This window comes from Comamonas sp. E6 (genome assembly GCF_001010305.1).
GTDB lineage: Bacteria > Pseudomonadota > Gammaproteobacteria > Burkholderiales > Burkholderiaceae_C > Comamonas > Comamonas thiooxydans.
In genome coordinates this window covers 25,842-47,369 of sequence record NZ_BBXH01000023.1, presented here as the reverse complement: position 1 = coordinate 47,369, position 21,528 = coordinate 25,842, and the positions used below count along the sequence as shown (strand labels likewise).

At 62.1% G+C, this 21,528-nt stretch carries 18 protein-coding genes; all 18 read left to right on the top strand.

From position 1 onward, the window contains the following. Positions 1-157: 157 nt before the first annotated feature. The 18 genes from CSE6_RS19685 (at position 158) to CSE6_RS19600 (ending at position 21,485) form a co-directional block, all read left to right on the top strand. Entirely contained in the window at positions 158-1,273 is a 1,116-nt protein-coding gene (locus tag CSE6_RS19685; protein WP_034377399.1) for a GTP-binding protein, read from the top strand. 254 nt (positions 1,274-1,527) lie between these two features. Beyond that, on the top strand, positions 1,528-2,271 hold the full coding sequence (dksA, locus tag CSE6_RS26175; protein WP_187771826.1) for an RNA polymerase-binding protein DksA: 744 nt from the start codon (positions 1,528-1,530) through the stop codon (positions 2,269-2,271). Between the two features lie 46 nt (positions 2,272-2,317). Beyond that, positions 2,318-4,045, top strand: a complete 1,728-nt coding sequence (locus CSE6_RS19675; protein ID WP_034377109.1) for an STAS domain-containing protein — start codon at positions 2,318-2,320, stop codon at positions 4,043-4,045. Between the two features lie 147 nt (positions 4,046-4,192). Next, on the top strand, positions 4,193-4,738 hold the full coding sequence (gene hslV, locus CSE6_RS19670; protein ID WP_003051248.1) for an ATP-dependent protease subunit HslV: 546 nt from the start codon (positions 4,193-4,195) through the stop codon (positions 4,736-4,738). Positions 4,739-4,814: 76 nt separating this feature from the next. After that, the gene (hslU, locus tag CSE6_RS19665) at positions 4,815-6,134 is read left to right on the top strand and encodes an ATP-dependent protease ATPase subunit HslU (RefSeq protein ID WP_003051251.1); all 1,320 of its coding nucleotides are present in this window, start codon (positions 4,815-4,817) and stop codon (positions 6,132-6,134) included. Between the two features lie 354 nt (positions 6,135-6,488). Continuing rightward, on the top strand, positions 6,489-6,917 hold the full coding sequence (gene mraZ, locus CSE6_RS19660) for a division/cell wall cluster transcriptional repressor MraZ (protein ID WP_003051254.1): 429 nt from the start codon (positions 6,489-6,491) through the stop codon (positions 6,915-6,917). A 9-nt stretch (positions 6,918-6,926) separates the two neighbouring features. Then, on the top strand, positions 6,927-7,856 hold the full coding sequence (gene rsmH, locus CSE6_RS19655; protein WP_034377108.1) for a 16S rRNA (cytosine(1402)-N(4))-methyltransferase RsmH: 930 nt from the start codon (positions 6,927-6,929) through the stop codon (positions 7,854-7,856). 43 nt (positions 7,857-7,899) lie between these two features. Continuing rightward, complete coding sequence (ftsL, locus tag CSE6_RS19650; RefSeq protein WP_003068998.1) at positions 7,900-8,181, top strand: cell division protein FtsL; 282 nt, start codon at positions 7,900-7,902, stop codon at positions 8,179-8,181. Continuing rightward, positions 8,178-9,926, top strand: a complete 1,749-nt coding sequence (locus tag CSE6_RS19645) for a penicillin-binding protein 2 (protein WP_003068995.1) — start codon at positions 8,178-8,180, stop codon at positions 9,924-9,926. Before ftsL ends, CSE6_RS19645 begins: the two co-directional genes overlap by 4 nt. Further along, entirely contained in the window at positions 9,923-11,428 is a 1,506-nt protein-coding gene (locus CSE6_RS19640) for a UDP-N-acetylmuramoyl-L-alanyl-D-glutamate--2,6-diaminopimelate ligase (RefSeq protein ID WP_034377106.1), read from the top strand. The genes CSE6_RS19645 and CSE6_RS19640 overlap by 4 nt, the downstream gene beginning before the upstream one ends. After that, entirely contained in the window at positions 11,425-12,852 is a 1,428-nt protein-coding gene (gene murF / locus CSE6_RS19635) for a UDP-N-acetylmuramoyl-tripeptide--D-alanyl-D-alanine ligase (protein WP_034377105.1), read from the top strand. Before CSE6_RS19640 ends, murF begins: the two co-directional genes overlap by 4 nt. After that, positions 12,843-14,021, top strand: a complete 1,179-nt coding sequence (gene mraY / locus CSE6_RS19630) for a phospho-N-acetylmuramoyl-pentapeptide-transferase (protein ID WP_059441286.1) — start codon at positions 12,843-12,845, stop codon at positions 14,019-14,021. Before murF ends, mraY begins: the two co-directional genes overlap by 10 nt. Before the next feature lie 5 nt (positions 14,022-14,026). After that, on the top strand, positions 14,027-15,931 hold the full coding sequence (gene murD / locus CSE6_RS19625) for a UDP-N-acetylmuramoyl-L-alanine--D-glutamate ligase (RefSeq protein ID WP_034377103.1): 1,905 nt from the start codon (positions 14,027-14,029) through the stop codon (positions 15,929-15,931). Further along, the gene (ftsW, locus tag CSE6_RS19620) at positions 15,928-17,199 is read left to right on the top strand and encodes a putative lipid II flippase FtsW (protein ID WP_012839829.1); all 1,272 of its coding nucleotides are present in this window, start codon (positions 15,928-15,930) and stop codon (positions 17,197-17,199) included. The genes murD and ftsW overlap by 4 nt, the downstream gene beginning before the upstream one ends. Next, positions 17,196-18,281 (top strand): undecaprenyldiphospho-muramoylpentapeptide beta-N-acetylglucosaminyltransferase, encoded by a 1,086-nt coding sequence (gene murG, locus CSE6_RS19615; RefSeq protein WP_034354334.1) that lies wholly within the window; start codon positions 17,196-17,198, stop codon positions 18,279-18,281. Before ftsW ends, murG begins: the two co-directional genes overlap by 4 nt. Beyond that, the gene (gene murC / locus CSE6_RS19610; protein ID WP_003081129.1) at positions 18,278-19,711 is read left to right on the top strand and encodes a UDP-N-acetylmuramate--L-alanine ligase; all 1,434 of its coding nucleotides are present in this window, start codon (positions 18,278-18,280) and stop codon (positions 19,709-19,711) included. The genes murG and murC overlap by 4 nt, the downstream gene beginning before the upstream one ends. Next, positions 19,708-20,679: a D-alanine--D-alanine ligase gene (locus CSE6_RS19605; RefSeq protein WP_059441285.1), complete on the top strand. Its 972-nt coding sequence runs from the start codon at positions 19,708-19,710 to the stop codon at positions 20,677-20,679. Before murC ends, CSE6_RS19605 begins: the two co-directional genes overlap by 4 nt. Next, on the top strand, positions 20,676-21,485 hold the full coding sequence (locus tag CSE6_RS19600) for a cell division protein FtsQ/DivIB (protein WP_034354328.1): 810 nt from the start codon (positions 20,676-20,678) through the stop codon (positions 21,483-21,485). Before CSE6_RS19605 ends, CSE6_RS19600 begins: the two co-directional genes overlap by 4 nt. The last annotated feature ends 43 nt before the right edge of the window (positions 21,486-21,528 follow it).

Here is a 21,528-nt window from a genome sequence, read left to right as displayed (position 1 = left end):
TTTTTGCTGAAATTTCTGCCATCCCTGCTGCCCATGCGCGCTTGAAAGCACCGCTACACTCCCCAGCTGTTATCACCGGAGCGCGCATAGGGATGCGCCGCCCGTGTTTTTTGGACAGCCGCATGTGGCGGCTGGCCGCAGCAAGAGGTTTCAACGCATGGCTCTCATTCCTGTCACCATCCTCACGGGCTTTCTGGGCTCGGGCAAGACCACGCTGCTCAAGCGCGTGCTGCACGAATCCCACGGCATGAAGATTGCCGTGATCGAGAACGAGTTTGGCGAGGAGAACATCGACACCGACATTCTCAAGACCGAATCCAAAGAACAGATCCTGCAGATGAGCAACGGCTGCATCTGCTGCACCATCCGCGAAGACCTGCGTGAGGCTTTGCAGTTGCTGGCCGCCAAGCGCCGCAAGGGGCAGGTGGACTTCGACCGCATCGTGATCGAGACCACCGGCCTGGCCGATCCCGGTCCCGTGGCCCAGACCTTCTTCATGGATGACGAGATCGCCGAGACCTATCTGATCGACTCCATCATCACTCTGGTGGATGCCAAGCATGCCAATCAGCAACTCGACGATCGCCAGGAAGCGCGCCGTCAGGTGGGCTTTGCCGACCAGATGTTCCTGTCCAAGACCGATCTGGTGACGGATGCGGAAAAGGAGGCGCTGATCCACCGCCTCAAGCACATGAACCCGCGCGCGCCCATCCGTGCCGTTCATTTTGGCGATGTGCCCCTGAGCGAAGTGTTCGACCTGCGTGGCTTCAACCTGAACGCCAAGCTGGACATCGACCCTGATTTCCTCAAGGAAGATGATCACGACCACGATCATCACGACCACAGCGCTTGCGACCATGACCATGGCCAATGCGAACACGATCATGAACACCAGCACGACGAGCATTGCGGCCACGACCACCATGACCACGAGCATGGCGAGCACTGCAATCACCCGCATCACCATCATCACGACGATGACGTGAAGAGCTTTGTCTACCGTGCCGATCGCGCGTTCGACCCGGCCAAGCTGGAAGACTTCCTGGGCGCCATCGTCAATATCTACGGCCCCAAGATGCTGCGCTACAAGGGCGTGCTCGACATGAAAGGCACCAGCCGCAAGGTCATCTTCCAGGGCGTGCACCAGCTCATGGGCAGCGATCTGGGCCCCGAGTGGGAAACCGATGAAAAGCGAGTCAGCAAAATGGTCTTCATCGGCATCGACCTGCCGCAGGACATTCTTCGCCAGGGACTGGATCAATGTTTGGTGTAAACCCTGGGTTTGGGGGCTGTTTCGGCGAAAGCTAACGGTTTGCTGACAATGACTGACGGCCTGCCAAGCAGGCCGTTTTGTTTGTCTGTTATTTCTCGCAAACTGACCGAAACAGGCGCAGGCTTTGTTGCAAATTGTGGGGTATGTGCAACGGAGCCGGGCTGGGGGGACTGGCGTGGCTACAATGCCGGCCCTAAAGAGGGTGTTGGAGCAATCCGGCCCTGCAAGGGCTCTGTACTGTAAGGAGACAGGACGTGACCGCTGTGAAAAGTAATCTGCCCAAGGCTGCAGCCAAAGCTGCGGCAGCGGCTGTGCACCCCCGCAGCGTCGAGACCTCTTTGGTGGACGCCGCGTTGAACAACCCGGTGCTGGTACCTGCAGCAGCGGGAGAATCTTCCAAATCGTCCAGATCCAAGCGTTCTGCATCGCCTCCAGCGCGGCAGCCTGAAACAGATGTTCCGTCCTTGGCAGCTTCGGCAGTCAAGGCTGCGGCAACCATGAGAGATACGAAAGCAATGACCAACACAAAGCAAGCTGTGCCCAAGAAAGATCCCAAGCTGGCCAACGCCTGGAAGACCAAGTCGGTAGAGGAGCTGACCGATGCTGAAGTGCTGGCCATGTCTGATGACGATTACATGAACGACGCCCAGCTGGCCTACTTCCGTCGCAAGCTGGTCGCGCTCAAGAACGATATGCATGTGAATGCGGGTGAGACTGCAGAAAATCTGCGTGAAGACACCGTCGTGGTGCCCGATCCTGCTGATCGTGCCACCATCGAGGAAGAGCATGCTCTCGAGTTGCGCACCCGTGACCGCGAGCGCAAGCTGCTCAAGAAGATCGACCAGTCCATTGCCCGCATCGATGCCGGCGACTACGGCTACTGCGACGAAACCGGCGAGCCCATCGGGGTGGGACGGCTGCTGGCTCGCCCCACGGCTACACTGTCGCTGGAAGCCCAGCAGCGCCGTGAACTCAAGCAGAAGATGTACGGCGATTGATCTGCGTCAGGCGTTGGCGGGGCTGCAGGCAGCAAAGTAGAGGACCATGGTGAAAGAAGAAAACAAGTCGGGAGGGTTGCTGTCCAAGGTGGTGCGTTTCGTGCGCCACCCGACCGTGAATTGGTCCGATTTGGAGAATCTGAACCAGGAAAGCGAAGAAAGCCAGTACAGCAAGCAGGCGCTAAAGGAGATGCTGGAGCGCAAGCGCCAGAACGACTTTGTGCGAAAGCGCGAGTTTGACCAGCTGCGCAAGCTGCGTCAGGCTCAGCTGTCCAAGACGGCAGTGACTGCCAGGGCTCCGCTCGAGACGCCGACCCCACTGGCACCTTCCTCTTTTTTGCAGACTGCCCAAAGCTCCGTGCCGGGCGAGCGCGCAGAAACCATCAAGAAGATCGACGAGATCGAAGCGCAGATGGCCCAGCAATGGTGGCGCGGCAAGCTGGCCGCTGATGCCGCCACCATGCCGCTGCAACTGCCCGAGGGCGGAAGCAGCATGCCTTCGGTATTTAAAAGCCAGCCGCTTTCGATCAGCACGTTGCCGCTGCTTCAGGATGTGTTGCCAGGCGATCTGGAGCTGCCGCAATCGAGGCGGCAGGGCAATCCTGTTGCTTTGCCGGGCCTGCGTGGCGAGACAGACTTTTCACCGGCGTTTGCCACGACCGAGGTCTCCGCTCCAACCGATATCAACATGGTTCCGCCGTCCTTTGCGCGCTTCGAGCATGATGCCGCGCTGGAGGATGCTGCGATTGTCTTTGCCAGCGGTGACAGCGTCGCAGCCGAGACCAGCCTCAAGGCCTTGATTGCCGAGCGTGCTCAGGATACGCCGGCGCAGTTGCAGGTCTGGCTGGCACTGCTGGACATGTACCGCGCAGCAGGCATGCAGGCTCAGTTTGAAGACGCTGCCATGGACTTTGTGGCGCGCTTCGGTCGTTCGGCACCGCAATGGTTTGTGATGCCGCAGCAGGCGGGCAGGCTTAGCGAAACAGCGCCGGATGCCGCAGCAGTGCAGACCGGTTTTCGCTGGCAGGCTCCTGTGCATTTGGATGAGCCTGGCTTCAAGGCGCTGCTGGCCAGCAAGGCGCGCAGCGTCGGCAGCTCGGTCATGGACTGGAGCGTTCTGGAGAGCCTCGACCCCAGCGTGAAGAAGCCGCTGCTGGATGCGGCACATGGATGGGCCGACGAAAAGGGATCACTGGTTTTTGCCGGTCATGAAAGATTGCAGGCCGTGCTCAGCAAGCACACCCCTTCCGGTGATCGAGCCGTCGATCAGGACTGGTGGTATTTGCGTCTGGCCATGCAGCGCCTGATGCATCTGCAGGACGAATTTGAGCTGACGGCGCTGGACTATTGCGTGACCTACGAGCTGTCGCCACCCTCGTGGGACGATCCGGTCTGTGCGTATTCGAATGAAGGGCAGGCGCAGAACCTGCGTGCCAAGGATAGCCGGCTCTTGGGGCCGGAGACGATTCAGCCCGGCATGCTCTGGAAGGAGCATCAGCCGCGTTTTGCGCTGCAAGGCGTGATCGACGGCGATGCATTGCCCTGGCTGGCCGAGGTTCAGGAAAAGGCCAAGCTTGGCGAAGCCATCGCCATTGACTGCGCGCGCCTGGTGCGCATGGACTTTGCTGCCGCAGGCTCGGTGCTGAACTGGGCTGCGCAGATGCAGGAGCTGGGTCATGTGTTGCAGTTCAGTCAGTTGCACCAGTTGCTGGCGGTGTTCTTCAATGTTGTTGGCATTCAGGAACATGCACAGGTGATCCCAAGGAGGGACTAGCTCCCTGAGAGGCTATGCCGCCTTCCCCCAAGAGACCGCGTCTCAGGCTGGAATCGGGCCGTTTGAGGCCTTGTCCACAGCAAGCGCTGCAAATTTAATTTTTCTGGGCCTCTTGAGGTCGATCTTGTCTGTCCCCATCTGCTCCAGATGGAACAGTTTCACGGCACCACCATTTTGAGCGTGCGCCGCCAGACTCCCGAGGGCGTGCAAGTCGCCATCGGCGGTGATGGTCAGGTCACATTGGGCAATATCGTCATCAAGGGCACGGCGCGCAAGGTGCGCAAGCTCTATCACGGCAAGGTGCTGGCGGGCTTTGCGGGGGCAACCGCAGATGCCTTCACGCTGTTCGAGCGCTTCGAGGCCAAGCTGGAAAAACACCAGGGCAACCTGACCCGCGCCGCGATCGAGCTGACCAAGGAGTGGCGTACCGACCGCGTGCTGCGCAAGCTTGAAGCCATGCTGGCCGTGGCCGATGCGACGACCTCGCTCATCATTACCGGCAATGGCGACGTTCTGGAGCCCGAGCAGGGCATTGTGGCCATCGGCTCCGGCGGCGCCTATGCGCATTCCGCAGCCAAGGCCTTGCTGAACAACACCGAGCTGTCGGCCGAAGATGTGGTGCGCAAATCCCTGGCGATTGCCGGCGAGCTGTGCATCTACACCAATATGAATCACACGATCGAGACGCTGTAAGCACTCGTCTATCCGAATTGATAGCTGCTGGCGCTTTATGGATGGGCGCTAGAGGCATATTTGACTGAGAATTCACATGTCTTCTGCCATGACTCCCCAGGAGATCGTCTCCGAGCTTGACAAGCACATCGTCGGCCAGCATGGTGCCAAGCGCGCGGTGTCGATTGCATTGCGCAATCGCTGGCGCCGCCAGCAGGTGCCCGAGGGCCTGCGCCAGGAAATCACACCGAAGAACATTCTGATGATCGGCCCCACGGGCGTGGGCAAGACGGAGATTGCCCGCCGCCTGGCAAAGCTCGCCGATGCGCCCTTCATCAAGGTCGAAGCAACCAAGTTCACCGAAGTGGGCTATGTGGGCAAGGATGTGGACGCCATCATCCGCGATCTGGCCGAAGTTGCCGTCAAGCAGACGCGCGAGTCGGACATGAAGAAGATGCGTGCCCGCGCCGAAGATGCTGCCGAGGAGCGCATTCTCGATGTGCTGATCCCGCAGGCCCGCACCGGCGAAGTACCCGCGGACAACACGGCGCGTCAGGTTTTCCGCAAGAAGTTGCGCGAAGGTCAGCTTGACGACAAGGAGATCGAGATCGACATCGCCGAGCAGATGCCTCAGGTGCAGATCATGGGCCCTCAGGGCATGGAAGAGATGGCCGAGCAGCTGCGTGGCATGTTCAGCCATATGGGCCAGGAAAAGCGCAAGACGCGCAAGCTCAAGATCGCCGAGGCCCTGAAGCTGCTGACCGATGAGGAAGCAGCAAAGATGGTCAATGAGGAAGACGTCAAGACCCGCGCCATTGCCAATGCCGAGCAAAACGGCATTGTCTTCATCGACGAAATCGACAAGGTGGCGACGCGCCAGGAAACCAGTGGCTCCGATGTATCGCGTCAGGGTGTGCAGCGCGACTTGCTGCCCTTGGTCGAAGGTACCAGCGTCTCGACCAAGTACGGCGTGGTCAAGACAGACCACATTCTGTTCATCGCCTCGGGTGCTTTCCACCTGTCCAAGCCCAGCGATCTGATTCCCGAGCTGCAGGGGCGCTTTCCCATTCGCGTGGAACTGGAATCTCTGTCGGTACAGGACTTCGAGGCGATTCTGATGCAGACTCACGCCTCCCTGGTCAAGCAATATCAGGCGCTGCTGGCGACCGAAGGCGTGACTCTGGAGTTCAAGCCCGAGGGCATCACGCGTCTGGCAACGATTGCCTTTGACGTCAACGAGAGTACCGAAAACATCGGTGCACGGCGTCTGTCCACAGTGATGGAGCGTCTGCTTGACGAAGTCAGCTTCGATGCGGCCAAGCTTTCGGGTCAGACCGTGGTGATCGATGCAGCCTATGTGGATCAGCGCCTGCAGGTGCTGAGCAAGGATGAGGATCTGTCGCGCTTCATTCTTTGAAGAACCGAGCGCTTGAAGCGAGCTGCCCGCCTGTGCGGGCAGTTTGCGTTTGTAGGAGAAGGTCGAGACTTAAATCAGTTCTTTCCATTGAATTGAATGGTTGCAATTGACGCCTCCTAATGAGAGTCCACTTGCATTGACTTTGCTAAGTGCTTGTAAAGGAAAGGTATTTTCAGAATAAGGCTTTTCTTTTTCTCTCTAAGTGCTTGATTTCATTGCAAATAATTGTTCCTTCGGGTTTGGATTCACCTTAAATTGCTGATACAGTGCAAAAAAGTGCAATTAAGTGGTGAAAGCTGCCCTCGTGCCCATTTTTGGGGAACGAGCGGCTCCAGATGACCGGAGTAACTTGCCGTGTTTCAAGGGGCGTCTTCGCTGAATCTCGATGGAAAGGGGCGGCTCTCAGTGCCGACCCGGCATCGTGACGCCCTTTTGTCCTTGGCGGAGGGGCAGGTCACTTTCACCAAGCATCCCGATGGCTGTCTGTTGCTGTTTCCGCGCCCCGAGTGGCTGCAGTTTCGCGAACGCGTCGCGCAACTGCCGATCACGGCTCAGTGGTGGAAGCGGATTTTTCTGGGCAATGCCATGGATGCTGAGATGGATGCAACCGGTCGGCTGCTGATTTCGCCCGAGTTGCGTGAGGCCACAGGTCTGACCAAAGAGGTCTTGATGCTGGGCATGGGGGCGCATTTCGAGGTCTGGGACAAGGCCACATATGAAATGCGCGAAGCGGAAGCGCGCCAGCAACCGATGCCGGCGGCTTTCCAGGATTTTGTTTTGTAGGAAGTGCTTGTGAATCAGCCGTTGCAACATATCACCGTCTTGCTGGACGAGGCCGTGGACGCCCTGCTGGGTGGTGCCGCCGAGCCGCCCGCTGGCCAGTGGGTCGATGCGACGTTCGGTCGAGGTGGTCATTCCCGGCTCATTTTGCAAAGGCTGGGGCCGGACGGGCGCTTGATCGCGTTCGACAAAGACCCGGACGCAATTGCTGAGGCGGCGCGCATCACCGATGCGCGTTTTTCGATTCGGCATGAAGGATTTCGCCATCTTGGCGAACTGCCCGAAGGCAGTGTGCAGGGTGTGTTGATGGACCTGGGGGTGAGCTCGCCCCAGATCGACAACCCGGACCGGGGCTTCAGCTTCCGCTTTGACGGCCCCCTCGACATGCGCATGGACACCACGCGTGGTCAGAGCGTGGCCGAGTGGCTCGAAGATGCGGAAGTGCAGCAGATTGCGGAGGTGATACGTGACTACGGCGAAGAACGGTTTGCTGGCCCCATTGCAAAGGCGATTGTTGCTCGGCGCGAAAGCCAGGGCCCATTACGCACCACTGCCGAGCTGGCCCAACTCGTGGCTGGCGCGGTCAAGACCCGCGAGGCTGGGCAAAACCCGGCAACACGGACCTTCCAGGCTCTTCGGATTTTCATCAATGCCGAACTTCAGGAGCTTGAGCAAGCGCTAGAAGCCAGTCTGCGCGTGCTGGCTCCCGGCGGCCGTCTGGCCGTGATCAGCTTCCATTCGCTGGAAGATCGCATCGTCAAGCAGTTCATTGCCAAGCATTCCAAGGAGGTCTACGACCGCCGTGCACCGTTTGCGCCTCCCACGCCCATGCGTCTGAAGGCGCTGGAGCGAATCAAGCCCAGTGCTGCCGAGGTGGATGTCAATCCTCGTTCGCGTTCCGCCGTGATGCGCGTCGCCGAGCGCACCGAGGTGCCTGCATGATGCATCGCCATGCCGCTCCGAGCATGGCTGCGGGAGGGCTGCCATGCTGCGCATAAACCTGCTGCTGCTGCTGGCGGTCATGACCAGCGCCATCTTTCTGGTGCATACCCAGTATGAGTCGCGTCGTCTGTTCACCGAGCTGGACCGCGCCGAGGCAGAGGCGCGTCGGCTGGCGACGGATCAATTGCGCCTGCAGGTGGAAAAGCGTGCTCAGGCCGCGCCTCAGCGCATCGAGACCTTGGCGCGCGAAAAGCTGCAGATGAAGCAGGCTTCTCAGGCCATTACGCAGTACGTGCATGAAACGGCTGCAGGAACTGCGCAATGACACGCAGCGTGCTCTATACCACCAGCCCTTTGCTGGCTTCGAAAACACCGCTGTGGCGCAGCAAGTTCATCGTGGCTGCGCTGGCGTTGGGTTTTGTGGGCCTGGGCGCGCGTGCAGCCTATGTACAGGTCTTCGGCAACGACTTCTTCAAGCGTCAGGGCCTGGTGCGCTTTGCGCGCACTCTGGAGCTGCCGGCCAATCGTGGCCGTTTGCTGGATCGCAATGGCCTGATTCTTGCGTCCAGCGTGCCTGCGGCCAGTATCTGGGCCATTCCCGAGGACGTGGATCTGAAGGACCCTGAGGTCCAGCAAAAGCTCAAGGAAGTGGCGCGCCTCATGGACATGCCGCTGCGCTCCCTGATGGAGAAGCTGGATGTCGAGGACAAGACCTTTGTCTGGGTAAAGCGTCAGCTGGACTGGGATGTGGGCCAGAAGATCGTGGCGCTCAATATCAAGGGCATCTACAACCGCAAGGAATACAAGCGCCAGTATCCCGAAGGGGAGTCTGCGGCACATATCGTGGGCTTCACCAATGTGGAAGACCATGGTCAGGAAGGCATGGAGCTGGCGTTCGACAAGGAACTAGCCGGCAAGGCTGGCTCGCGTCGTGTGATCAAGGATCGTCTGGGCCGCGTGGTGGAGGGCGTGGGCGATGAAGTGCCGCCGCAGGATGGGCAAGATATTCAGTTGTCCATCGACAGCAAGGTCCAGTACTACGCCTACCAGAAACTCAAGCAGCAGGTCGAGACCTTCAAGGCCAAGGCAGGCAGCGTGGTGGTCATGGATGCGCACACCGGCGAGCTGCTGGCCCTGGCGAACTATCCGAGCTACGACCCGGGGCATCGCAAGAATCTGACGGGCGAGCAGCTGCGCAACCGCGCGCTGACCGATACCTTCGAGCCGGGTTCGACCATGAAACCCATCACAGTGGCCGCAGCCCTGGAGCTCAAGCGTGTCAAGCCGAGCACCATCATCGATACCGCACCCGGCCGCTACACGGTGACGGGCTCCACCATCACCGATACGCACAACTACGGCGCGCTGACGGTGGAGGGCGTGATCCAGAAGTCCAGCAACGTGGGCGCGACCAAGGTGGCGCAAAAGCTCTCACCTCAGGAAATGTGGGAGTACTTCAGTGCGCTGGGCTTCGGCCAGAAGCCGCAGATTCAATTCCCGGGCGCGGTCTCGGGTCGTCTGCGTGCCTGGAAGACCTGGAAGCCTATCGAGCAGGCCACCATGTCCTATGGCTATGGCCTGTCGGCCTCGCTGTTCCAGATGGCACGTTCCTACACCGTGTTCTCCAACGACGGCAATGTCATTCCCTCGACGATTCTGAAAACGAACGAGCCTCCGGTGGGCGTGCGTGTGATCTCCAAGGAAAACGCCGAGGCGGTGCTGCACATGCTGCGTCTTGCTGCAGGCCCAGGCGGTACCGGCCAGAAGGCCCAGGCCGAGGGCTACACCATCGGCGGCAAGTCGGGCACTGCCCGCAAGCAGGTGGGCAAGAGCTATGCCGCGGGCAAGTACCGGGCCTGGTTCACGGGCATTGCTCCCATCGACAAGCCGCGCATCATCGTGGCCGTGATGGTGGACGAGCCCACGGCAGGTTCCTACTACGGTGGCACGGTGGCCGGCCCGGTGTTTGCGGATGTGGTCCAGCAGACATTGCGTTTCATGGGCGTTCAGCCCGACAAGGAAGTCAAGCCTCAGATCGTGGCTGCACCCGCTGAGGAGCCTGTGCTATGAGCACCCCCATTCAAATCCTGAACAATGCAGCCGAGGCCGTTGCCTGGCTGCGCAGTCGCGTGCAGGGTGACCTGCAGACCGATAGTCGCAAGGTCAAGGCAGGCGATGCCTTTGTCGCCTGGCCTGGAGCTGCCACTGATGGCCGAGCCTATGTGGGCAAGGCTCTGGAGCAGGGCGCCGCCGCCGTGCTGGTGGAGGCCGACGGCCTGCAGGCCTTCGATCTGAGTGGCGACAGCATTGCCGCGCTCAAGGGACTGAAGGCTGCGACGGGACTGATTGCCGACCAATGGTTTGCACATCCCAGTGGCGAGCTCGACGTGCTGGCCGTGACCGGCACCAACGGCAAGACCACCACAGCCTGGTGGCTGGCGCATGCGCTCTCGAAAGTGACGCTGAACACGCGCACCGGCTGTGCGCTGGTGGGCACCCTGGGTGTGGGCGTGCCGCCTGCGCTGGAGTCGACAGGCATGACCACGCCGGACCCGGTGTTGCTGCAGCGTGCGTTCCGCAGCTACGCCGACCAGGGTCTTGCCGCCTGTGCCATCGAGGCATCGTCCATCGGCATCGTCGAGCACCGTCTGGACGGCAGCAAGATTCGCGTGGCGTTGTTCACCAATTTCACGCAGGACCACCTGGACTACCACGGCAGCATGGATGCCTACTGGCAGGCCAAGGCCCAGCTGTTCGACTGGCCCGGCCTGCCGGCCGCCGTGGTCAATATCGACGATGCGCATGGCGCCAGGCTCTGGGCCAGGCTGCAGGGCCGTGCGATGGATGTCTGGAGTGTTTCCATTCAAGGACCTGCGCGTCTGCAGGCCAAGGACATCGGACTGGGCGACGAAGGCCTGAGCTTTACCGTGCTGGAAGCCGGTCACAGCCTGCGCATGAATACGCGTCTGGTCGGTCAGTACAACGTCTCCAATCTGCTCGGGGTGCTGGCCACCCTGCGCTGCCTGGGCCTGACGCTGGAGCAGGCCGTACAGGCCTGCGCCGATCTGGAGCCCGTGCCCGGTCGCATGCAGCAGATCGTCAAGCCCGGTCAGCCTCTGGTGGCCGTGGACTATGCCCATACGCCCGATGCGCTGGAAAAAGCCTTGCGCGCGCTGCAGCCCGCCGCGCGGCAGCGCCAGGGCAAGCTGTGGTGCGTGTTCGGCTGCGGCGGCGACCGGGACAACAGCAAGCGTCCGCTGATGGGGCAGGCCGCCCAGGCGCATGCCGACGGCGTTTTCGTCACCAGCGACAACCCGCGCAGTGAAGTGCCCGAAAGCATCATCGACCAGATCCTGGCCGGCATGCAGGCGGGCAAGGCATTGCATGTTCAGGCCGACCGCGCGGCGGCCATTGCCCAAGCCATTGCCCGTGCCGATGCGCGCGACGTGGTGCTGATTGCCGGCAAGGGACATGAGGACTATCAGGAGACGAAGGGCGTGCGCCATCCGTTCTCCGACATGGCTGAGGCGCAGAAGGCGCTGGCAGCCCGCGAAGGAAAGATTCGGTCATGATGACCCTGGCAAAAGCGCTGGAGCTGATCCAGACGCATATCCCCCAAGCCCGCCTGGTCGGCAACGGCCAGCTGGAGCTGACACGCGTGCACACCGATACGCGCACGTTGCAGAACGGGGACTTGTTTGTGGCCCTGAAGGGCGAGCGTTTTGACGCCCATGATTTTCTGCCTCAGGCGCAGGCCGCCGGCGCTGTGGCGGCCATTGCCAGCCATGGGCTGGAGGCTGCAGGCATGGCCGGCATCGAAGTGCCGGATACGTTGCTGGCATTGGGCGCGCTGGCACGAGCATGGCGTGCACAGTTCGATCTACCCTTGATTGCCGTGACCGGCAGCAATGGCAAGACCACGGTCACGCAGATGATCGCGTCCATCCTGCGCGCGCATGTGGGCGGGCAGGGCGAGGCAGCACTGGCCACGCGCGGCAATTTCAACAACTCCATAGGCATGCCGCTGAATCTGCTGCGCATGACGGACGCGCATCGCATTGCGGTGCTGGAGATGGGCATGAACCACCCTGGCGAGATTGCCGAGCTGGCTGCCATCGGCCAGCCCACGGTGGCCCTGGTCAACAACGCACAACGTGAACACCAGGAGTTCATGGGCACGGTGGAGGCGGTGGCGCGTGAAAACGGATCGGTGCTGCGCTTTCTGCCCAAGGACGGCGTGGCCATCTTCCCTGCCGGAGATGAATACACGCCGCTGTGGACCGAGCTGAGCGCTGGCCGCCCCAGCCTGATGTTTGGCGAGGCCGCTGATGGGGCTCAGGTTTTTGCCAGCGATGTGGTCTGGGTCAACGGAGCCTGGAGTTTTGCGCTGAACACCCCGCAAGGCGTGGCAGCCGTGCAGCTGCATATTGCCGGCCGCCACAACGTGCGTAACGCACTGGCCGCGGCTGCCTGCGCCCATGCCGCCGGTGTGCCTTTGCCTGCCATTGCACAGGGACTCTCGGGCTTCGAGCCTGTGACGGGCCGCTCGCGTGCACTGGCCGTGCAGATCAATGGTCAGGGCGTCACGGTGGTCGACGACAGCTATAACGCCAACCCCGACTCGGTGGCCGCCGCCATTGCCGTGCTGGCCGAGCTGCCCGCACCGCAGTTGCTGGTGCTGGGCGACATGGGGGAGGTGGGCGATGACGGCCCGCAGTTCCATGCCGAGGCCGGTGCGCTGGCGCAGCAGGCAGGTATTGCCCATTTCTTTGCTCTGGGTGACCAGAGCGCGTTTGCGGCCTCTGCCTTTGGCAGCGGAGCTCGGCATTTTGATAGCATGTCCGCCCTTGAGCAGGCGGTGTGCGCAGTTTTACCCAAGGTAGGTAGCGTGTTGGTCAAGGGTTCGCGGTTCATGAAGATGGAGCAAGTGGTGCAGAGCATTGAGGCCTGTGCAGACAAGAAGCAGGGCAACTGCGAGGAGGCCGCATGCTGCTGATGCTGGCTCAATGGCTGCAGGGTATCTCGCCGGAGTTCGGCTTTCTGCGCGTCTTCCAGTACCTGACGCTGCGCGCCGTGCTGGCCGCCGTCACAGCCTTGCTGATCGGCCTGTGGATAGGTCCCAAGGCCATCCGCATGCTGACCGCGCTCAAGATCGGCCAGCCCGTGCGGGGCTATGCCATGGAGACCCATCTGGTCAAGAGCGGCACGCCGACCATGGGCGGCGTGCTGATTCTGTTCTCGATTACCGTATCCACCCTGCTGTGGTTCGACCTGTCCAACCGCTTTGTCTGGATCGTGCTGCTGGTCACGCTGGGCTTTGGCGCGATTGGCTGGGTGGACGACTGGCGCAAGGTCGTCAACAAGGACCCCGAGGGCATGCGCTCGGGCGAGAAGTATTTCTGGCAGTCCGTCATCGGTCTGCTGGCCGCCCTGTATCTGGTGTTCTGCATCTCCGAGAACAGCAACGCCGAGGTCTTCGCGCTGTTCATCTCCTGGGTGCAGTCGGGCTTTTCCATGGATCTGCCGCCCAAGGCCGGCCTGATGGTGCCCTTTTTCAAGGAAGTCAGCTACCCGCTGGGCGTGCTGGGCTTCATCGTCATGACCTATCTGGTCATCGTGGGCGCCAGCAATGCCGTGAACCTGACCGACGGCCTTGACGGCCTGGCCATCATGCCCGTCATCATGGTCGGCACGGCGCTGGGCATCTTCGCCTATGTGACCGGCAACGCCACCTATGCGCGCTACCTGCTGTTTCCCAGCATCCCCGGCACGGGCGAGTTGATGGTGTTCTGCGGCGCCATGGCGGGTGCCGGTCTGGCTTTTCTCTGGTTCAACGCACATCCCGCCCAGGTCTTCATGGGCGACGTGGGCGCGCTGGCGCTGGGCGCTGCTCTGGGAACGATTGCCGTGATCGTGCGCCAGGAAATCGTGCTGGCCGTGATGGGCGGCATCTTCGTGGCGGAAGCCATCTCGGTGATGCTGCAGGTGACTTACTTCAAGTACACCAAGAAGCGCTATGGCGAGGGCCGCCGTCTGCTGAAGATGGCACCGCTGCACCATCACTTCGAGAAGAGCGGCTGGAAGGAGACCCAGGTCGTGATCCGCTTCTGGATCATCACCATGCTGCTGTGCCTGCTGGGCCTGTCCACCCTGAAGCTGAGGTAGTCGCCATGCAAGACGAAGACCTCAAGCTCGATGATCAGGTTCTGCAGCCGGATGCGGTTGTGGATGCTATGCAAACGCAAGCGCCTATCGCTGATCTGCAAAGCATTTCAGATGAAAATATGTCTGAAATGATTCAGGAACAAGCGCAAGAAGCTCCTGAAATGCAAGCGCCTGTCAGCATCACCAAGACGCTGGATGCCGAGCCGGTGCCCGATATCTCCACCTTGACGGCAGCCAGGGATGCGGCCGCCTTCGTGGCACAGATCTTTGCCGACCCCAGCATCTCCGATGCGGCCGATGCCGAAGTGACCGAGGTCGAGTCGCAGCCCGAAGCCGAGCTGGAAGCAGTGGTGGAGCTGCCACCTGTCCCCGTGCACTGGCCGCAAGGCGCGGCCCAGCACCTGCAGGGCCAGCGCGTGCTGATTCTGGGTCTGGGCATCTCGGGCATCGCCATGGCACGCTGGTGCGTGCGTGCCGGTGCCGAGGTCACGGTGGCCGATACGCGCGAAGCCCCGCCCTATCTGCCTGCGCTGCAGGCCGAACTGCCCGGCGTGCGCTTTGTTGCCGGCGCATTCACGGCTGCTCTGGTCGATGGCCAGAGCCTGAGTTCCGTCTATCGTTCGCCGGGCCTGAGCCCGGCCAGCGTGGCCCCGGTCTTCGATGCCGCACGCAGCATCGGCCTGCCCACGGGCGGCGAACTGGATCTGTTTGCCTTTGCGCTCAAAGGCCTGCGCGAAGCCCATGGCTATGTGCCCAAGGTGCTGGGCATCACCGGCACCAACGGCAAGACCACGGTCACCTCGCTGACCGGTCAGCTGCTGGAGCATGGCGGATTGAGCGTGGGCGTGGCCGGCAATATCGGTCCTTCGCTGCTCGACACTCTGTCCGCTCGCATCGATGCAGAGACTCTGCCACAGGCCTGGGTGCTGGAGCTGTCCAGCTTCCAGCTCGACGACTGCCGCGGCTTCGAGCCCACGGCAGCCACGGTGCTCAATATCACCCAGGACCATCTGGACTGGCATGGTGGCATGCAGGCCTATGCCGATGCCAAGGCCCATGTCTTTGGCGAGCAGGCTCTGATGGTCCTCAACCGCGAAGACCCCGTCGTCATGGCCATGCTGCCGGCGCCCGTGGCGGTGCCCGGCAAGCGCGGCAAGACTTTCCAGCGTGCCCATGTCAGCTTTGGCGGCGACATGCCGCGCCGCCCCGGAGACTTCGGTCTGGAGGTGGTCAACGGCATGACCTGGCTGGTGCGCGCCCATGAGGCCGACGAAACCAGCAAGGGCAAGAACGCCGACGATCTGCACATCGTGCGCCTGATGCCCGCCGATGCGCTGCGCATCCGCGGCCGCCACAACGCCATCAATGCGCTGTCGGCCCTGGCGCTGGCGACCGGTGCAGGATGCACGCTGGCACCGTTGCTCTACGGCCTGCGCGAATACCGGGGCGAGCCGCACCGTGTGCAGCCCGTGGGCCGGGTGGGCGATGTCGAATACTTTGATGACAGCAAGGGCACGAATGTGGGCGCCACCGTGGCAGCCCTTATGGGCCTGGGGCCGGACCACCGCATCGTGGTGATTCTGGGCGGTCTGGGCAAGGGCCAGGACTTTACGCCGCTGGCCACTCCCGTCTCGCGCTATGTGCGCGCGGCCGTGCTGATCGGCCAGGATGCGCCGCTGATTCGCGAGGCGCTTGGCGACACAGGCGTGACCCTGGTCGATGCCGCAAGCATGCAGGACGCTGTGCAGCAGGCCGCGCGTCTGGCCCATGCCAATGATGCGGTGCTGCTCTCGCCGGCCTGCGCGAGCATGGACATGTTCAAGGACTATGCGGACCGCGCCCACCAGTTTGTGGAAGTGGTGCGTGAGCTGGCGCTTGAAGCCGGCCAGCAACTGGAGGACGGCGCATGACAGCCGCCTTCCTGACCAGCCTCTCCGGCCGCATGCGCTCGTGGTTCCGCAGCGCAGAGGAAAGGCCCATCGACGTGCTGCCCGTGCGCGTAGGCGGGCCGCTGTACGACCGTCCCACCCGTACTCCGGCAAGCGTACTGGGGCTGGATCAGGCATTGATCTGGGTCGTCATCGCCTTGCTGTCCTGGAGTCTGGTCATGGTGTATTCGGCATCGATTGCGATGCCCGACAACCCGCGCTTCGGCAAGATCGAGCCCTATCACTTTCTGCTGCGCCACACCATGTCGATAGGCATGGCCTTTGTGGCCGCGCTGCTGGCCTTCCAGGTGCCCATGAATGTCTGGGAGAAGGTGGCGCGCAAGCTGTTTCTGATCTCCATTGTGTTGCTGGTGGCGGTGCTGATCCCGCATGTGGGCACGGTGGTCAACGGCGCGCGGCGCTGGCTGTCGCTGGGCATCATGAACTTCCAGCCTTCCGAGCTGGCCAAGTTCTCCATCCTGATCTACGCGGCCGACTACATGGTGCGAAAGATGGAGGTCAAGGAGCGCTTCTTCCGCGCCGTGCTGCCCATGGGTCTGGCCGTGGTCGTGGTGGGCGTGCTGCTGCTGGCCGAGCCAGACATGGGGGCCTTCATGGTGATCGTCGTGATCTCCATGGGCATTCTGTTCCTGGGCGGCGTGAATGCGCGCATGTTCTTCATCATCGCACTGCTGGTGGTGCTGGCCTTCGGCATGATCATCGCCACCTCGGAGTGGCGCCGCGAACGTATTTTTGCCTACCTTGATCCCTGGGATGAGAAGCATGCGCTGGGCAAGGGCTACCAGCTCTCGCATGCGCTGATTGCCATCGGGCGGGGCGAGATCTTTGGCGTGGGACTGGGCCGCAGCGTGGAAAAGTTGCACTGGCTGCCCGAAGCGCATACCGACTTCCTGCTGGCCGTGATCGGCGAAGAATTTGGTCTGGTCGGCCTGCTGCTGATTGCTGCCGTCTTCTTCTGGTTGACCCGCCGCATCATGCTGATCGGCCGTCAGGCCATCGCGCTGGACCGTGTCTTTGCCGGGCTGGTGGCCGAGGGCGTGGCGATCTGGATGGGCTTCCAGGCCTTTATCAACATGGGTGTGAATTTGGGCGCTCTGCCAACCAAAGGCCTGACTCTGCCGTTAATGAGTTTTGGCGGTTCGGCCATTTTGATGAATTTGATTGCGATAGCTGTGGTGCTCAGAGTCGATTACGAAAACAAGCTGCTGATGAAGGGAGGCCACGCATGAGCCTGCTCATCAAGCCAAGCAAGCCGCGCACGGCACTGGTGATGGCCGGTGGTACCGGCGGTCATATCTTCCCCGGTCTGGCCGTGGCACAGGAGTTGCGTGCGCGCGGCTGGAATGTGCACTGGCTGGGAGCGCCCGGCTCCATGGAGTCGCGCATCGTGCCGCCCCAGGGCTTTGCACTGGAGCTGATCGAATTTGGTGGCGTGCGCGGCAAGGGGCTCAAGACCCTGGTGCAACTGCCGTTCAGGCTGGCGAAGGCCTTCTCGCAGGCGCGTGCCGTGATGAAGCGCGTGCAGCCCGATGTGGTCATCGGCCTGGGCGGATACCTCACCGTGCCCGGTGGCCTGATGGCTGCGGCTTCGGGCGTGCCCGTGGTGCTGCACGAGCAGAACTCCGTGGCCGGCATGGCCAACAAGGTCGTGGCCAAGGTGGCCAAGCGAGTGTTCACGGCTTTCCCCAAGGTATTTGCCAAGGGCGAATGGGTGGGCAATCCGCTGCGTCAGGCTTTCCTGGAGCAGGCCGAGCCCGCCCAGCGCTTTGCCGGCCGCAGCGGCCCGCTCAAGCTGCTGGTGGTGGGCGGCAGCCTGGGAGCCAGGGCGCTCAATGAGATCGTGCCCCAGGCTCTGGCCCTGATGCCTGCCGATCAGCGCCCCGTGGTGCTGCACCAGAGCGGTACGGCCCAGATCGATGCGTTGCGTGCCAACTATCAGGCTGCAGGCGTACAGGCCGAGCTGACTCCCTTCATCGATGACACGGCCAAGGCTTTTGCGGATGCCGATCTCGTCGTCTGCCGTGCCGGTGCCAGCACCGTGACCGAGATAGCCGCTGTAGGGGCGGCAGCGGTCTATGTGCCCTTCCCTGCTGCGGTGGATGACCACCAGACCAGCAATGCGCGCTTCCTCGTGGATGCCGGTGGCGGTTGGTTACAGCCGCAAAGTACTTTGAGCGCCCAAGGGTTGGCGGAAATGCTACAAAATATGCAGCGTGCGACGCTGTTGGAGCGCGCTGAACTCGCGAAGAAAATGCAAAAGACTGATGCCACCGCGAAGGTGGTCGCCGCTTGTGAGGAGTTGGCAGCATGAAACACGCCATTCATCACATTCACTTTGTCGGTATTGGCGGCGCCGGCATGAGCGGTATTGCAGAGGTTCTGCACAACCTGGGTTACGCCATTTCAGGCTCCGACCTGGCCGACAGCGCCACGCTGCGCCGCCTGGCGGGCCTGGGCATCAAGACCTTTGTCGGTCACGCGGCCGAGAACGTTGTTGGCAGCGATGCCGTGGTGACATCCACGGCCGTGCAGGGCGACAACCCCGAGGTCCTGGCTGCGCGCGAGAAAAAGATTCCTGTGGTTCCCCGTGCGCTGATGCTCGCCGAGCTGATGCGTTTCAAGCAGGGCATCGCCATTGCTGGCGCGCACGGCAAGACTACCACCACCAGCCTGGTGACCAGTGTGCTGGCCGAAGCCGGTCTGGACCCCACCTTCGTGATCGGCGGCAAGCTCAATAGCGCCGGCGCGAATGCCAAGCTGGGTCAGGGCGACTACATCGTGGTCGAGGCCGACGAGTCCGATGCCTCCTTCCTGAACCTGCTGCCTGTGATGGCCGTCGTTACCAATATCGACGCCGATCACATGGAAACCTACGGTCATGACTTCGGACGCCTCAAGCAGGCCTTTGTCGATTTCCTGCATCGCATGCCGTTTTACGGGCGCGCCATCCTCTGCGTCGACAGCCCTGCCGTGCGCGAGATCCTGCCCAAGCTGGCGCGTCCGGTCACGACCTACGGCTTTGCCGAAGATGCCCAGGTGCGCGCCGTGAACGTGCGTGCCGAAGCCGGTCGCATGCGCTTTACCGTGCGCCGCCAGAACGGCCAGAGCTACCCCGATCTGGAGGTTGTGCTGAGCCTGCCCGGCGAGCACAACGTGCTCAACGCCCTGTCTGCCGTGGCGGTGGCCATGGAACTCGAGATTTCCGACGAGGCGCTGCTGCGCGCCTTGGAAGGCTTCAAGGGCGTGGGACGGCGTTTCCAGCGCTATGGCGAACTGCCGGCTGCCAATGGCGGCACGTTCACCGTCATCGACGACTACGGTCATCACCCCGTGGAAATGGCAGCCACGCTGGCTGCGGCACGCGGTGCCTTCCCGGGGCAGCGCCTGGTGCTGGCCTTCCAGCCACACCGCTACAGCCGCACACGCGACTGTTTCGAGGACTTTGTGAAGGTCATCGGCAGCGCCGACTCGGTGTTGCTGGCCGAGGTCTATGCCGCGGGCGAGGCACCCATCGTGGCTGCCGACGGTCGATCCCTGGCTCGCGCCTTGCGTGTGGCCGGCAAGGTCGAGCCTGTATTTGTGGAAAACATTGCCGATATGCCGGCAGCCATCGCTGCCAATGCGCAAGCGGGCGATGTATTGCTGTGCATGGGGGCCGGATCGATTGGCGCCGTGCCTGGGAAATTGGTTGAAATGCTTCAGAAACAAGAGCTGGCCGCGCCCGCAGGGAGCGCGCAATGAGCATGTTTGGTACAAATATCGACGTGAAGGCACTGGGCAAGGTCGCCGTGCTCATGGGCGGTCGCTCGTCCGAGCGCGAGGTCTCGCTGATGTCCGGCGCTGGTGTGCTGGCCGCACTGCAGTCCAAGGGTGTCGATGCCCACAAGTTCGACCCTGCCGAACAGGGGCTGGAACAGCTCAAGGTGCAAGGCTTTGACCGCTGCTTCATCGCGCTGCACGGCCGCTACGGTGAGGACGGCACGGTGCAGGGTGCACTGGAGTTGCTGGACATCCCATATACGGGTTCGGGCGTGATGGCTTCCAGCATCGCCATGGACAAGATCATGACCAAGCGCATTTGGCGCTTTGAAGGCCTGCCCACGCCGGACTGGCGCATGGTCGCCTCGGCCGCTGAAACCCGCGCCGCACTGGAAGCCCTGGGCGCTCCCATGATCGTCAAGCCCGCACGCGACGGCTCCAGCATCGGCCTGACCAAGGTGATGAATGCCGACGAATGCGCCAAGGCCTACGAGCTGGCAGCCCAGTACGACGCAGAAGTGCTGTGCGAGCAGTTCATTGCCGGTGACGAGACCACCTGCCCCGTGCTGGGCACGGGTGCCCAGGCCGGTGCGCTGCCGGTGATCCGAATCGTTGCGCCCAAAGGCAACTACGACTACCAGAACAAGTACTTCACAGATACCACGCAGTACCACTGCCCTAGCGGCCTGCCGGCTGTCGAGGAGGCCGAGATCCAGCGCATTGTGGAAAAAGCCTTCCGCACGCTGGGCTGCCGTGGCTGGGCGCGTGCCGACATCATGATTCGCGCCAGCGACCGCAAGCCTTTCTTGCTGGAGATCAATACCTCGCCAGGCATGACGGGGCATTCTCTCGTCCCCATGGCTGCGCGCGCTTCCGGCGTGAGCTACGAAAACCTGTGCCTTGGCATCCTGGCCATGAGCACGCTGGATGGAGAAGCGGAGCAGCCATGAACCGCAACCAGCCCACAGCCGTCGTCCCGTTCGACGTCAAGCTCATGAACATCACTGCCACGGTGATGTTCATGGGCTGCTTGACGGCGTGCGTGATGGCCGTGGGGTGGTGGTTGATGCGAACTCCGGCCTTCAATATCGGTCGCATCGTGGTGGAAGGCGAGCTGGTGCATAACAACGCCGTGACGCTGCGCGCCAATGTGGCGCCAGTACTCAAAGGCAACTTCTTCACGGTGGACCTGAAGGCGGCCCAGCATGCATTCGAGCAAGTGCCCTGGGTGCAGGAGGCGCAGGTGCGCCGCGAATATCCGAACGGCTTGCGCGTTGCGCTCAAGGAGCATGTGGCCGAGGCCTTCTGGGGGGCTGAGACCGGTACCGGTCTGGTCAACAAGGCCGGCGAAGTGTTTGAAGCCAATCTGGGCGAACTGGATCGCGAAGGTCTGCCGCGTCTGCAAGGCCCCGAGGGCTCGGCACCGCGTGTTCTGCAGATGTATCGAGCGCTGGAGCCGGCCTTGAAGCCGCTCGATGTGGCGCTGGACAGCCTGACTCTGGATGCGCGTGGCAGTTGGACGCTGGTGCTGGACAACGATGCGCTGCTGGAACTGGGCGGCGGCACGACCGAAGACATATTGCAGCGCGTGCAGCGCTTTGTGCGCACGCTGCCTCAGATCACCTCTCAATACAAGCGCTCGGCTGCGGCACTGGAGTCTGCAGACCTGCGTTACGAAGACGGCTATGCCTTGCGACTCAAGGGCGTGACCACTGGAACCTCCGCGCCGGCAGCTGCTGCCAGGGCCAGACGATGAGCAGGAGCAGGGGAGCAGACATGCAAGGCGCACACAAAGACAA